Below are 13,544 nucleotides of genomic sequence, written 5' to 3'. Positions count from 1 at the left end.
GTGGTCTCTGCCTCGCGTCTACCGTGCAACGCCGCAGGACCGATCTCTATGCCCTGGCCTGGGCCTGGGCCAGCGCATCGCGCAGCGCCATCCACCCGAGCAGGGCGCATTTGATACGTGCAGGATACCGTGCCACCCCGGTGAAGGCCGAGGCATCCTCCAGGGCCTCGAGTCGACTCGGCTCCAGCTCTCGGCCCCTGGCGGCCATCAGCTCACGGAAGTGCTCACCCAGCTCCCCTGCCCGAACCACGGTGCCCCCGCTCACGAGTTCATGCATGACCGAGAGCGAGGCCTGGGAGATCGAGCACCCCTGCCCGGTCCAGCCCAGGGCTTCGATGATCTCGCCTGCGGCGTCGAGGCGCACGCGCAGCGTCACCTGGTCCCCGCAGGTGGGATTGATCTGGAAGGACTCGCCGCCGTACTCGGCGAGCTCCCCCTCGCCCTGGCGCGTGCGCGCGTGGTCGAGGATGACCTGCTGGTAGAGCTGCTCCATGGCATCTGCCATCACAGTGCCTCCGCGATCACGGCGTCGTCCTGGTCGCTGCGGCCGAAGAATCGGCGCACCTCGTGCAGACCGGCGATGAAGGCCTCCACGTCAGCTGCAGTGGTGTAGACCCCGGCGGAGGCCCGCGCGGAGGCATGGACTCCGAACCGGCGGTGGATCGGCTGTGCACAGTGGTGACCCACGCGCACCGCGACCCCGGTGCTGTCCAGGACCTGACCGACATCATGAGGATGGATGCCCTCGACCTCGAAGGCGACGACGGCGAGCCGATCGTATGCATCCTGGGGTCCGAGCACGCGCACTCCCGGCACCTCGGCGATGCCGTCGAGCAGCAGCTCGGTCATCGCCCGCTCGTGCGCGGCGACCTGATCCATGCCCAGGTCCAGGAGGTACTCCACCGCCGCACGGAAGCCCACCACCTGGGCCACCATCTGCGTGCCGGCCTCGAAGCGCTGCGGGGGCGGCATGAAGCTGGTGGATTCCATGGTCACGACCTCCACCATGGAGCCCCCGGTCAGAAAGGGCGGCAGGTCTTCGAGCATCTCCCGCTTGCCGAAGAGCGCGCCGACGCCGGTGGGACCGACCATCTTGTGCGCGGAGAAGGCTGCGAAGTCGACGTCGAGCGCGCTGAGGTCCAGCGGCATATGGGCTGCGGTCTGGCAGGCGTCGAGGACGACGCAGGCCCCGACCCGGCGCGCCCGTCCCACGAGTTCGTCCAGGTCGGTGATGGCGCCCGTGACGTTCGAGGCATGGGTGATGGCAAGGATTCTGGTGCGGTCTCCGATCACAGAGTACGTCGCGGGATCCAGCCGACCGTCCTCGCCGAGGCCGATCCAGCGCAGCGTGGCACCGGTCTTGGCGGCGAGCTGCTGCCAGGGCACGAGATTGGCGTGGTGCTCTGCCTCGCTGACCACGATCTCGTCCCCGACGCCGAGCGCGTACCGTTCACGCCCCGCGGCGTCCACCACTTCGGCGGCGGCGCTCCCGGGCGTCGCGGCGGCGGCGAGGCTGGCACTGAGGAACCCGTAGGCCACCAGGTTCAGCGCCTCGGTGGCGTTCTTGGTCCACACGATCTCGTCCTCGGCGGCGCCGACGAACTCCGCCACCACGGCCCGGGCGTCCTCGTAGGCCTCCGTGGCCTCCTCGGCGATCTGATGTGCACCGCGGTGCACCGCCGCGTTGGTCTGCGCGTAGAACTGCAGCTCGGCATCGATCACCTGCTGCGGCTTCTGCGCGGTGGCGCCGGAATCCAGGTACACCAGCGGCTTCCCGCCGCGGACCGTGCGGCCCAGCAGCGGGAAGTCAGCCCTGATGGTCTCTGGGATCAGCATGATTCGCTCAGGCCTTGAGGGGCGCGAGGAAGCGATCGTAGCCGTTGGCCTCGAGCTCGTCCGCCAGCTCGGGACCACCCTGCTCCGCCACCCGGCCGTCCACGAACACGTGGACGAAATCGGGCTTGATGTAGTTCAGGATCCGCGTGTAGTGGGTGATCAGCAGGGTGCCCATGTCATTGGACTCCTGGGCGCGGTTGACGCCGTCGGAGACCACGCGCAGCGCATCGATGTCCAGACCGGAGTCGGTCTCGTCCAGCACGGCGAACTTGGGCTTGAAGAGCTCGAGCTGGAGGATCTCCACGCGCTTCTTCTCACCGCCGGAGAAGCCCTCGTTGACGTTGCGGTTGGCGAAGTCAGCGTCGATCTTGAGCTTCTCCATGGCCGCGCGGACATCCTTGGCCCAGGTCCGCAGCTTGGGCGCCTCGCCGTCGATGGCGGTCTTCGCGGTGCGCAGGAAGTTGGTCATGGTGACTCCGGGAACCTCCACGGGGTACTGCATGGCCAGGAACAGTCCGGCGCGGGCGCGCTCGTCCACGGCCATGTCCAGCACGTTCTCGCCGTCCATGGTGATCGTGCCGGAGGTCACGGTGTAGCGGGGATGTCCGGCGATGGTGGAGGCCAGGGTGGACTTCCCGGAGCCGTTGGGGCCCATGATGGCGTGGATCTCACCGGACTTGATGGTCAGGGTGACGCCCTTGAGGATCTCTTTGACGCCCTGCTCGGTCTCGATGGAGACGTGCAGGTCCTTGATCTCGAGAGTAGACATTCTTTGCGTGTCCTTTGCTTGGTTCGTGAAAAGTGCTGAAGGTGGAGCGAGGTGCTGCTCGTCAGCGGTGGCTGCGGGCGGGGCGCCTCAGAAGCCGGCGATCTCGAGCTCGTTCTCCAGGTCCTGGTGGATGGTGTCCTCGATGGACGACACGCCGATGGCCTGGACGATCTCGTTGAGGAAGCCGCGCACCACGAGCTGGCGGGCCTCCTTCTCCGGGATGCCGCGTGCCATCAGGTAGAACAGGTGATTCTCGTCGAAGCGGCCGGTGGAGGACGCGTGGCCGGCGCCTTCGATCAGCCCGGTCTCGATCTCCAGGTTCGGGATCGAGTCGGCGCGCGCGCCGTCGGTCAGGATGAGGTTCTGGTTCTTCTCATAGGAGTCGGTGCCCTCGGCGGCCTTGCGGATGAGCACATCGCCCACCCAGACCGTGCGTGCGTCCTGGCCCTGCAGCGCGCCCTTGTACAGCACGTTGGAGCTGTTCCGCGGGGAGTTGTGGTCCACGAAGCTGCGGTGCTCCAGGTGCTGACCGGCGTCGGCGAAGTAGAGGCCGTACATGGAGGCCTCCCCGCCCTCGGCGGCGTAGCGCACGTTGGAGTTCAGCCTGACGACGTCTCCGCCCAGGGTCACCGAGACGTGCTTGTACTTGGCATCGCGCCCGATCTCGGCATCCTGCTGCCCCACGTGGACGGCGTCCTCGGCCCAGCGCTGCAGCGAGACCACGGTGACATCGGCGCCGTCGCGCACGATGACCTCCACGTTGAGGTTCGCGTCGGCGGAGCCGCGGTGCTCCATCACGAAGACCACCTTGGAATGGGCCTCGGCCTCGAGCACGATGTGTGCGTTGGCGCGGTGTCCCGCGGCCTCACCGGTGATGTCGATGAACAGCGGCTCGGTCAGCTCGGTGTCGGCGGCGACCCTGATGTGATCGGCCTGAGCGGTCTGGCTGTAACCGACGACGGCGGCGCGGTCGGCGGCGGAGAACACGGTCCCCCGGGGCGACTGCGCCAGGGCGAGCGCGCCGTGGGTCACGCCGTCCGCCGAGCTGCGCAGCTTCAGCGACACGGGGGTCTGGGTGGCGGCGTCGGAGAGGACGCGGCCGAGCTTCTTCAGCGGCGAGAAGCGCCACTCCTCCTCACGCCCGGTGGGCATGGGGAAATCGGCCACGGACAGGCTGGTGGTGCGATCAGCCCGGGACCCGCCGGATTTGGACTTCGTCGTGGACTCGCCGAGCCCGCCATGGGTGTGCTCAGTCTCGACGTGGGCGGTGGCGAGTTTCTCGCCCTCCTCACCCATGCCGGGGATCGTGATGCGGGCTTCGCCGACCTCGACACCTTCGACCTGTTCCGCCTGCTCGGCGGACGCGGATTTCGTCATGTGTTTCTCTTCCCTTGGTTCTGATGGGGGGTTCACTGGAGGCGCGGTTCATCGAGCAGCACCGCCCACCCGCCCGGAGCTTCTGGCACCGGGCGGATGGGGTGCTGCATCAGAGGGACTCGGTCAGCCGACCGATCCTTCCATCTGCAGCTCGATCAGGCGGTTGAGCTCCAGCGCATACTCCATCGGCAGCTCACGGGCGATCGGCTCGATGAAGCCACGCACGATCATCGCCATGGCCTCGTCTTCGGCGAGGCCGCGGGCCATCAGATAGAACAGCTGATCCTCGGAGACCTTCGAGACCGTGGCCTCGTGCCCCAGGGTCACATCGTCCTCGCGGATGTCGATGTAGGGGTAGGTGTCGGAACGAGAGATCGTGTCCACCAGCAGGGCGTCACAGACCACCGAGTTCGCCGAGTTCTTCGCCCCCTCGTTGATCTGGACCAGACCGCGGTAAGCGGCTCGGCCGCCGTTGCGGGCCACCGACTTGGACACGATCGTCGAGGAGGTGTTCGGCGCCATGTGCACCATCTTCGACCCGGTGTCCTGGTGCTGTCCCTCGCCGGCGAAGGCCACCGAGAGCGTCTCGCCCTTGGCGTGCTCACCGGTGAGGTAGACGGCGGGGTACTTCATGGTGACCTTGGAGCCGATGTTGCCATCGATCCACTCCATGGTTCCGCCGGCGTCGACCACAGCGCGCTTGGTCACAAGGTTGTAGACGTTGGTGGACCAGTTCTGGATGGTCGTATAGCGCACGCGGGCGTTCTTCTTCACCACGATCTCCACCACTGCGGAGTGCAGCGAGTCGGAGTCATAGATCGGAGCCGTGCAGCCCTCGATGTAGTGCACGTAGGAGTCCTCATCGGCGATGATCAGGGTGCGCTCGAACTGACCCATGTTCTCGGTGTTGATGCGGAAGTACGCCTGCAGCGGGATCTCCACGTGGACGCCCTTGGGGACGTAGACGAAGGAGCCGCCGGACCACACTGAGGTGTTCAGGGCGGCGAACTTGTTGTCGCCCACCGGGATGACCGAGCCGAAGTACTCCTCGAAGAACTCGGGGTGCTCCTTCAGCGCAGTGTCGGTGTCCATGAAGATGACACCCTGCTCCTCGAGGTCCTCGCGGATCTGGTGGTAGACCACCTCGGACTCGTACTGGGCCGCGACACCGGAGACCAGGCGCTCACGCTCGGCCTCGGGGATGCCGAGCCGCTCATAGGTGTTGCGGATGTCCTCGGGAAGGTCTTCCCAGGTCTTCGCCTGCTTCTCGGTGGAGCGGACGAAGTACTTGATGTTGTCGAAATGGATGCCGGAGAGGTCGGCGCCCCACATGGGCATCGGCTTGCGCTGGAAGTACTTCAGGCCCTTCTTGCGCAGCTTGAGCATCCATTCGGGCTCGCTCTTCTTGGCGGAGATGTCCTCCACGACCGCTTCGTCGATGCCACGCTTGGCGTTGGCGCCGGCGCTGTCGGAGTCGGACCATCCGTATTCGTAGGAGCCGATTCCCTGGAGCTCAGGGTTCCGCTCGAGAATATCGGAGATGGCCCCGGAGTCCTGTTCGCGCTGGATCTGTTCGGTCATGACAACCTCTCTTGTTGACGGGGGGAGATGACGATTCGTCGTCGTCCACCGGTAGCCGTGCGCGACTCGTTCGTCGCACCGGCTTCGGCGCTGATCTGTAGTTCTTCCTCGGCGCTGGCTTCAGCGCGTGCCCGCTGCTCCGCGGCGAGCTTCTCGCGACCCACAGGAACGTGAGTGGTGCAGACGTGGGCACCGGCCGCCTGGGTGGAGAGACGCCTGACATCGACGTCGAGCAGACGGGAGATCATATCGGTCTCCTCTTCACAGAACACCGGATGGGCCGCAGCTATTTCCCGGATCGGGCAGTGTCCCTGGCACAGCTGGGTGGACTGCATGGCCAGCAGCGGGTTGTCCCGGCCGACCAGCCGGGTGAATCCGGCGAATCCATCCTCGGCGAACAGCTGGGACAACTTGTCGGTGCGCGCATCAAGATCGTCCAGCTCATTCAGCTGACGCGCCCATCGCTGCTCGAAGCCCGCGAAGTACTCGCGCGCCAGGCCCCGGGCCGCGTCCTGGGTGGAGCCGACCGTGGGCGCGTCGGGCCTGGTCGAGCTGGTTCTGGGCGCCTCGGTCGCGGGCGGGCCGCTCGACTCCAGCAGCGACAGCGCGGTCTTCACCAGGCCGAGGTAGTCATCGCCGAGGGAGCGCTGCCCCCGTTCCGAGACCACGTAGCGCCGGGAGGGCCTGCCGGCGCCGCGGCGGGCGGTGGTGACGTTCTTGACCTCGAGGATGCCCTGCTCCGTCATCGCGTCGAGGTGGCGCCGCACGGCGGCGGCGGTGAGCTCCAGCTCGCGGCCCAGTGCCGCGGCGCTGATGGGACCTTCTTCGACCACCAGCTGGAGCACGCGCTGCCGCGTGGTGCTCTCGGCCTCAGGGAAAGACTCGGCCGACCCCGCCGCGGGGCCCTCGGGAGCATCCGCGCCACGGTGCTCGGCAGCTGCAACAGCAGAGGCGGAGGCGGTGGAATACATGACTCTATTCTGACCTATTCAGAACAATGCCGCCAGCAAGGGGAGCCTAAGTGCGCCGAGACCTTCCACACAGCGACCTCCGCGACAGACCTGACGGCGGGCTTATTATCGACCGGCGATCGACCGGCGGGCAGCCGGGGACCGCCGCGTCTGTCCTGCGATCTTCTACGCGGCGTAGAAATGTAGACTGGTGGGGTGCCCCAGCAACCGCCCTGTCTGACCCTGCGCCACGTGCGCTATGCCGTCGGCTCAGCCCGCAGCTCCCGAGGGCTCACAGAGATCCTCCGGGGCGTTGATCTGACCGCCCGGTCTGGCGAGGTGACGGTGCTGCTGGGCCCCAACGGAGCGGGCAAGACCACCACGCTCAGCTGCGCCCAAGGCCTGCTGCATCCTTCTCAGGGAACCGTGCAGCTCCTGGGCCAAGACCCCTTCCGCGCGGGAGCGGACCTGCGCGCCCGCGTCGGGGTGATGCTCCAGGAGGGCGGGCTCCCGCAGTCCGTGAGCCCGCGCGCACTGCTCAAGCACGTGGCATCGCTTCATCGGAGCCCCTGGCCGCTGAGCGATCTCGCGCAGCGTCTGGACATGGAGAGCTTCCTGAACACCTCGATCCGTCGACTCTCCGGCGGCCAGAAGCAGCGTGTGGCCCTGGCTGCCAGCCTGCTGGGCAGGCCGGAGGTCGTGTTCCTCGACGAGCCGACGGCCGGTCTGGATCCGCAGTCCCGACAGACGGTCTTCGAGCTCATCGGCGAACTCCGCGAGATGGGCATGGGCATCATCCTGACCACCCACCTGCTCGAAGAGGCGCAGAAGCTCGCCGACTCGGTCTTCATCCTCAAGGACGGCGCGATCGTCCGGCACGGCACCGTGGCCGAGCTGACCCGCACCGCCGCAGACGGCCCCGGGGTCTCCGCCGACCCCAGCCGCCGCATGGTCTTCACCGCCTCCAGGACGTTGACCCGCGACGAGATCGCCGGCGCACCGGTGGCCATCGAGCTCGACGGCGGTGTCGGCAACGGGCCCGGGGCCGCGTGGATGACCCCGGGACTCTCCGGGCCGGGACAGCTGCGCGAACTCGCCGCCTGGTGGGAACAGATCGACATGATGCCGGTGGAGGTTCGAATGGAAGCCCGCACCCTCGAGGACGTCTTCTGGGAGGTCTCCGTCTCATGAGCACCCTCCACGCTCCGCTGTCGCCCGCGCCGCGTCCGGCGGCACGACGAATCCTCTCCCATGGGCTCTACGAGACAGGCAATGTGCTCCGCAATGGGGAACAGCTGCTGGTCTCGCTGATCCTTCCGCTCCTGGTGCTCTTCGGAGCGCATCGTCTGGAGCTCATCACCTCCTCCGCCACCCCGAGCATCGACATGATCACCCCTGGCGTGCTGGCGCTGGCCGTCATGGCGTCGGCCTTCACCGGTCAGGGCATCGCCACCGGCTTCGAACGCCAGTACGGAGTGCTGGCGTACCTCTCCACCACTCCCCTGGGACCCACAGGCCTGATCATGGGCAAGGCGATCGCCGTGCTGGCAGTTGTCGCCGTGCAGGTTGTGGTGATCGGCTGCGCAGGTCTGGTGCTCGGCTGGGACCCGAAGCCGCTGGGACTGCTGTGGCTGGCCGTCGTCGTGGTGCTCGGGGCCACTGCATTCACCGCGCTGGGCCTGCTCCTGGCCGGGACCGTGCGCGCCGAGGCCACTCTGGCCCTGACGAACGTGATCTGGGTGCTGCTGGGAGCAGCCGGGGGTTCGGTGTTCCCGCTGGACCACGACGACGCCGGAGCGCTGCTGCTGCTTCTCCCCTCGGCCGCCCTGGGCGAGGGTCTCCGCACGGCGTCCCTGCAGGGGAACTTTCCTGTGCTGGAAGCCCTGATACTCGCAGGATGGGCCGTCCTGGCAGTTCTGGCCGCACGAAGGTGGTTCAAGTGGCGATGAAGTTCCCCATGAACATTCTCGAAGCGTTCAGATCGAACCTTCCAACGCGGATCACCGGCGTCACCAAGGCGCTGGCCTGGGCGACGCTGGTCAGCAACATCGGCATCATCGTCACCGGCGGCGCCGTGAGGCTCACGGCGTCCGGGCTGGGCTGCCCGGAATGGCCGCGCTGCACCCCCGAGTCCTGGGTCGCGACCCAGGAGATGGGCCTGCACGGAGTGATCGAGTTCGGCAACCGGCTCCTGACCTATGTGCTCGTGCTGATCTGCGCGCTGATGTTCTTTGCGCTGCTTCGCCTGCGCACCAGCCACCGCCCGCTGTTCCGCATGAGCGTGGCGATCCTCGCCGGCATCCCGCTGCAGGCGGTGATCGGCGGCATCACGGTGTGGACGAACCTCAATCCCTGGATCGTGGCGCTGCACTTCCTGCTCTCGGCAGCGCTGGTGATGATCTCCACCCTGCTGCTGAACCGGGTCCGATTCGAGCTGCGGACCGCCCGCGAGCGGGATGCCCCCGCGGGAGTCCTCGGAGTTCCGCTGCGCGAAGGCGCCCCCGACACGGTCGCCACAGCCATGGTGCCGGTGATCCTCGGGGCGACCTGGGTCTCGGTCTTCCTGGGCACCGTGGTCACCGGCACCGGGCCCCACGCCGGGGACCCCGGCTCGCCCCGCCACCTCTTCGAGCCCGACCTCGTCACCCGGATGCATGTGGTTCCGGTGTATGTGCTGTGCTTCGCCGCCGTCGCACTGCTGGTGCGCCAGCACCTGACCGCCTCCGCACCGGCCCAGCGGCGCAGCGCCTGGTGGCTCTTCGCGGTGATCCTCGCCCAGGGGGGCATCGGCTACGCCCAGCACTTCACCGGCCTGCCGGTCATTCTGGTGGGGCTGCACATGCTCGGCGCGGCACTGCTGGTGGTCGCTGCCACAGCGGTCTTCGACAGCTATCGATCCCGCTACGTCATGCGCGGACTGGGCGGATCAGCGGTGCAGACGCGCCAGGACGCGGAGCGTCTCGTCTAGATCCCGGGCCTGCCCCGCCGGCACGGACTGGAGATGGGCCACCCGGAGCTCGGAGTCCAGCAGAACGCTCTTCCGCTGCGCCGCGCCCTGCACGGGATCGAAGGCTCCGTAGCGGCCGGCGATCTCGCCATGGGGCCAGAAATCGCTGAGCAGGCTGAAGGGCAGCTCCGCATCGTCAGGCCGCAGGGACTCTGCGTAGGCGCGGAGACTGTGCACCGGGTCACAGCTGATGGCCAGCGCGGTGGCGCCCGTCTCTCCGAGCTGTCCGCCCCTCGCCGCCAGCGCGCGCAGCTCGGAGCCACAGACGCTGCTGAAGGCGAAGGGGTAGAACATGAGCAGCGCCGGAGCACCGGCGAGACTCTCCAGCGTGACGGTCTCACCGTGATGGCTGCGCCCGAGGAAGTCGGGGGCACGCTCGCCGACCACCGGGAGCGGCGCCCGGGTCACAGCCGGTCCTGAGTCACAGCCGGCCCAGGGCCAGGCGGCCCAGGGGTCACTGCTTCTTGCGCCCCATCAGGCGTGTCGCCGCCCAGTGCGTGCTCACGCCGGCCGACGACGTGACGTGGAGCCCCGCATTGGGCGCCGCGTCCTGGATCTCCACAGGAGGCACATAGCCGTCGCGCCCGGAACGCGGGGTCAGGAGCCAGAGCACTCCGCCCTCGTCGAGGGTCGCCAGCGCGTCCACAAGAGCGTCGGTGAGATCATCATCGCCGTCTCGGAACCACACCAGCACGGCGTCGACCACCTCTTGGACGTCTTCATCGATCAGTTCCTCATCCAGCAGGTCTTCCAGCCGGTCGCGGAAGTCATCGTCGACGTCGTCGTCCACGCCGATCTCTTGAACCAGCGAATCGGGCTTGAGCCCAAGCTCCTGGAGCAGGTCGCCTACCGAGACAACATTGGTTCCGGCGTCGTTCTTGTGGTCCGTCGAAATGCCCGACGGATCCTCGGCTGCAGAAGCCTGACTCACCTGAGGTTCCCTTCCTGTTTCATCTATGTCTGAATCGCAGCGCCCACCCGAGAACGGGGCTGCCACCAGCAACGTTACGCGGATCCCCATCCGTTGGGGAAGTACGACACCACCCGAACGGGTAGAGTTGAGCTGAAAATCGGCCGCCGGACCATGGTGGCAGACGACCTCGTGGGTCCCGCCCGTGGCACATCCCTGGCCACGGAACGCATGACCCAGACACTTACCTTTGAGAGGTGACCCGTGAGCGCTGGTGAAGAGAACTCCCATATCCGCAGTGGACTGACCAACCAACTCCCGGACGGTGATCCGGAGGAGACCCAGGAATGGCTGGAGTCCTTCGACCAGCTCGTGGAGTTCCACGGCACCGAGCGAGCCGAATACATCATTCGCACGCTGCTGCAGCGGGCCGGGGCTAAGTCCATCGAAGTGCCCATGGTCACCACCACCGACTACGTGAACACGATCCCGGTGGACCAGGAGCCCGACTTCCCCGGCGACGAGGAGATGGAGCGCCGCGTGCGCCGCATCCTCCGCTGGAACGCCGCCATGATGGTCCACCGGGCCCAGCGCAGCGACATCTCCGTGGGCGGTCACATCTCCTCCTACGCCGGCGTGGCCACGCTCTATGAGGTGGGCCTCAACCACTTCTTCCGCGGCACCGACCATCCCGGCGGCGGCGACCAGATCTTCTTCCAGGGCCACTCCTCCCCCGGCAACTATGCTCGCGCCCATCTCGAGGGCCGCCTCACCGAGAAGCAGCTCGACGGCTTCCGCCAGGAGATGTCCAAGGCGCCCGACGGCCTGAGCTCCTACCCTCACCCGCGCCTGATGCCCGAGTTCTGGCAGTTCCCGACCGTGTCCATGGGCATCGGCCCGATGAACGCCATCTACCAGGCCCAGTTCAACCGCTATCTGCAGAACCGCGGCATCAAGGACACCTCGGAGCAGCAGGTCTGGGCGTTCCTGGGCGACGGGGAGATGGACGAGCCTGAGTCCCGCGGCCTGCTCCAGCTCGCGGCGAACGAGAAGCTCGACAACCTGAACTTCGTCATCAACTGCAATCTGCAGCGCCTGGACGGACCCGTCCGCGGCAACGGCAAGATCGTCCAGGAGCTGGAGGCCTTCTTCCGCGGCGCCGGCTGGAACGTCATCAAGGTCCTCTGGGGCCGCGAGTGGGACGAGCTGCTGGACCAGGACGACGAGGGCGAGCTCGTCCGAGTTATGAACGAGACCCTCGACGGTGACTACCAGACCTATAAGGCCGAATCCGGGGCCTTCGTCCGGGAGCACTTCTTCGGCCGCTCGGCCAAGACCAAGGAGCTCGTCGCGGAGATGTCCGATGACGAGATCTGGAACCTCAAGCGCGGCGGACACGACTATAAGAAGGTCTACTCCGCCTATAAGGCCGCGGCAGAGTCCACGGGCAAGCCCACGGTGATCCTGGCTCAGACCGTCAAGGGATACGGGCTGGGACCCAGCTTCGAGGGTCGCAACGCGACCCATCAGATGAAGAAGCTCACCGTGGACGACCTCAAGCGCTTCCGCGACACCCTGCGCATTCCGGTCACCGACGAACAGATCGAAGAAGACCCGTACAACGTCCCGTACTACCACCCCGGTGAGGACTCCGAAGAGGTCAAGTACCTGCTCGAGCGCCGCAACGAACTGGGCGGACCGGTGCCCAGGCGCAAGGTCGCCGGGGAGGGACTCATCCTGCCCGAGGCCAAGACCTACGCTCAGGCCAAGAAGGGCTCCGGCAAGCAGAAGGCCGCCACCACCATGGCGCTGGTCCGACTGCTCAAGGACCTCATGCGCGACAAGAACATCGGTCATCGCATCGTGCCCATCGTCCCGGATGAGGCCCGCACCTTCGGCATGGACTCGTTCTTCCCGACCGCAAAGATCTACAATCCCAAGGGTCAGAACTACATCTCCGTGGACCGCGAGCTGATGCTCGCCTACAAGGAGTCGCCACAGGGTCAGATGCTGCACCCCGGCATCAACGAGGCAGGAGCCACAGCGGCGTTCACCGCTGCCGGCACCTCTTACGCCACCCACGGCGAGACCATGATCCCGTTCTACATCTTCTACTCGATGTTCGGGTTCCAGCGCACCGGCGACTCCTTCTGGGCCGCCGCAGATCAGCTGACGCGCGGCTTCATCATCGGCGCCACTGCCGGGCGCACCACGCTGGTCGGCGAAGGTCTGCAGCACCTCGACGGACATTCGCCGCTGCTCGCCGCGACCAACCCCGCGGTGAAGCACTTCGATCCTGCCTTCGGCTACGAGATCGCGCACATCATGGAGAACGGTCTGCATGAGATGTACGGCGATCACGACGGCGATCACAACGTCATGTACTACATCACCGTGTACAACGAGCCGGTCCAGCACCTTCCCGAGCCCGAGGGCCTGGACATCGAGGGCGTCAAGCGCGGGATCTACAGGCTTTCCACCTCCGAGCAGGACGGACCGAAGGTCCAGCTCCTCGGCTCCGGCGTGGCCGTTCCATGGGCCAAGGAGGCCGCCCAGATCCTCGGCGACGAGTGGGGCGTCTCGGCCGATGTCTGGTCGGTGACCTCCTGGAACCAGCTGCGCCGCCAGGCCCTGCATGTGGAGCAGTCCGCAATGTTGGATCCCGAGCGGGAGCCCGAGGTGCCCTTCGTGACCCAGCAGATGGAGTCGGCGGAGGGACCGATCATCGCCACCACGGACTTCGCCACACAGGTCCCGGACCAGATCCGGCAGTTCCTGCCCAACCGCTTCGCCACCCTGGGAGCCGACAACTTCGGCTTCTCGGACACCCGCGCCGCAGCACGGCGGCATTTCAAGATCGACGCCCATTCCATGGTGGTGCGCGCCCTGCAGATGCTCGCCGACGAGGGCTCGGTGGATGCCTCCGCCCCGGTGGACGCGATGAAGAAGTATGACCTGGGCAACGTCAACGCCGGCACCTCCGGGGTGGCTGAAGACGGATGAGTGATCGCCCGCTCCGCTGGGGGCGGCGAGACAGCTGAATCAGCAGAGGTCCGGAGCAGCACGCTCCGGACCTCTGCTGCTGTGCGGCCCTCCTCGCGCGCCAGACTCGGG

General features: G+C 66.9%; 12 protein-coding genes. 4 read left to right on the top strand and 8 right to left on the bottom strand.

What is annotated here, in order from left to right; genetic code table 11:
• Positions 1-46: 46 nt before the first annotated feature.
• The 6 genes from sufU to H4W27_RS04460 all read right to left on the bottom strand — a co-directional run bounded on the left by sufU (position 47) and on the right by H4W27_RS04460 (position 6,534).
• Complete coding sequence (sufU, locus tag H4W27_RS04485; RefSeq protein ID WP_192594866.1) at positions 47-505, bottom strand: Fe-S cluster assembly sulfur transfer protein SufU; 459 nt, start codon at positions 503-505, stop codon at positions 47-49.
• Entirely contained in the window at positions 505-1,836 is a 1,332-nt protein-coding gene (locus H4W27_RS04480) for a SufS family cysteine desulfurase (RefSeq protein WP_192594865.1), read from the bottom strand. The genes sufU and H4W27_RS04480 overlap by 1 nt, the downstream gene beginning before the upstream one ends.
• Before the next feature lie 7 nt (positions 1,837-1,843).
• Entirely contained in the window at positions 1,844-2,605 is a 762-nt protein-coding gene (sufC, locus tag H4W27_RS04475; RefSeq protein ID WP_192594864.1) for a Fe-S cluster assembly ATPase SufC, read from the bottom strand.
• Positions 2,606-2,692: 87 nt separating this feature from the next.
• Positions 2,693-3,982 carry a Fe-S cluster assembly protein SufD gene (gene sufD, locus H4W27_RS04470; protein ID WP_192594863.1) on the bottom strand — a complete coding sequence of 430 codons (1,290 nt, stop codon included), beginning with the start codon at positions 3,980-3,982 and terminating at the stop codon, positions 2,693-2,695.
• Between the two features lie 123 nt (positions 3,983-4,105).
• Complete coding sequence (gene sufB / locus H4W27_RS04465) at positions 4,106-5,563, bottom strand: Fe-S cluster assembly protein SufB (protein ID WP_192594862.1); 1,458 nt, start codon at positions 5,561-5,563, stop codon at positions 4,106-4,108.
• Positions 5,560-6,534 (bottom strand): helix-turn-helix transcriptional regulator, encoded by a 975-nt coding sequence (locus tag H4W27_RS04460; RefSeq protein ID WP_192594861.1) that lies wholly within the window; start codon positions 6,532-6,534, stop codon positions 5,560-5,562. Before H4W27_RS04460 ends, sufB begins: the two co-directional genes overlap by 4 nt.
• Before the next feature lie 195 nt (positions 6,535-6,729).
• Here H4W27_RS04460 and H4W27_RS04455 point away from each other — a divergent pair, with 195 nt between their 5' ends.
• The 3 genes from H4W27_RS04455 to H4W27_RS04445 are packed head-to-tail and all read left to right on the top strand — an operon-like array spanning position 6,730 to position 9,481.
• Positions 6,730-7,704, top strand: coding sequence for an ABC transporter ATP-binding protein (locus H4W27_RS04455; protein WP_318782144.1), 975 nt, complete (start codon positions 6,730-6,732; stop codon positions 7,702-7,704).
• Positions 7,701-8,462, top strand: a complete 762-nt coding sequence (locus H4W27_RS04450) for an ABC transporter permease (protein WP_192594860.1) — start codon at positions 7,701-7,703, stop codon at positions 8,460-8,462. Before H4W27_RS04455 ends, H4W27_RS04450 begins: the two co-directional genes overlap by 4 nt.
• 8 nt (positions 8,463-8,470) lie before the next feature.
• On the top strand, positions 8,471-9,481 hold the full coding sequence (locus H4W27_RS04445) for a COX15/CtaA family protein (RefSeq protein ID WP_192594859.1): 1,011 nt from the start codon (positions 8,471-8,473) through the stop codon (positions 9,479-9,481).
• On the opposite strand, the gene H4W27_RS04440 is transcribed toward H4W27_RS04445, so the two are convergent.
• On the bottom strand, positions 9,440-9,928 hold the full coding sequence (locus H4W27_RS04440) for a redoxin domain-containing protein (protein WP_192594858.1): 489 nt from the start codon (positions 9,926-9,928) through the stop codon (positions 9,440-9,442). The two genes, H4W27_RS04445 and H4W27_RS04440, sit on opposite strands and share 42 nt — an antisense overlap.
• Positions 9,929-9,974: 46 nt before the next feature.
• Positions 9,975-10,451, bottom strand: a complete 477-nt coding sequence (locus H4W27_RS04435) for a DUF3052 domain-containing protein (RefSeq protein ID WP_318782143.1) — start codon at positions 10,449-10,451, stop codon at positions 9,975-9,977.
• 243 nt (positions 10,452-10,694) lie between these two features.
• Between H4W27_RS04435 and aceE the strand changes: the two genes are divergently transcribed.
• A complete protein-coding gene (aceE, locus tag H4W27_RS04430; protein ID WP_192594857.1) occupies positions 10,695-13,433 on the top strand; it encodes a pyruvate dehydrogenase (acetyl-transferring), homodimeric type in 2,739 nt (912 codons plus the stop codon).
• The last annotated feature ends 111 nt before the right edge of the window (positions 13,434-13,544 follow it).

Origin of the sequence: Nesterenkonia lutea (assembly GCF_014873955.1) — a bacterium.
GTDB lineage: Bacteria > Actinomycetota > Actinomycetes > Actinomycetales > Micrococcaceae > Nesterenkonia > Nesterenkonia lutea.
Note: the sequence above shows the minus strand (reverse complement) of the source record. Positions and strands in the feature narration are given on the sequence as shown.

Bases quoted from the DNA above. Each gene is read 5' to 3' on its own strand.
- H4W27_RS04480 (WP_192594865.1), bottom strand. From the start codon at position 1,836: ATGCTGATCCCAGAGACCATCAGGGCTGACTTCCCGCTGCTGGGCCGC.
- sufB (WP_192594862.1), bottom strand. From the start codon at position 5,563: ATGACCGAACAGATCCAGCGCGAACAGGACTCCGGGGCCATCTCCGAT.
- sufD (WP_192594863.1), bottom strand. From the start codon at position 3,982: ATGACGAAATCCGCGTCCGCCGAGCAGGCGGAACAGGTCGAAGGTGTC.
- sufU (WP_192594866.1), bottom strand. From the start codon at position 505: ATGGCAGATGCCATGGAGCAGCTCTACCAGCAGGTCATCCTCGACCAC.
- sufC (WP_192594864.1), bottom strand. From the start codon at position 2,605: ATGTCTACTCTCGAGATCAAGGACCTGCACGTCTCCATCGAGACCGAG.
- H4W27_RS04445 (WP_192594859.1), top strand. From the start codon at position 8,471: ATGAACATTCTCGAAGCGTTCAGATCGAACCTTCCAACGCGGATCACC.
- H4W27_RS04450 (WP_192594860.1), top strand. From the start codon at position 7,701: ATGAGCACCCTCCACGCTCCGCTGTCGCCCGCGCCGCGTCCGGCGGCA.
- H4W27_RS04460 (WP_192594861.1), bottom strand. From the start codon at position 6,534: ATGTATTCCACCGCCTCCGCCTCTGCTGTTGCAGCTGCCGAGCACCGT.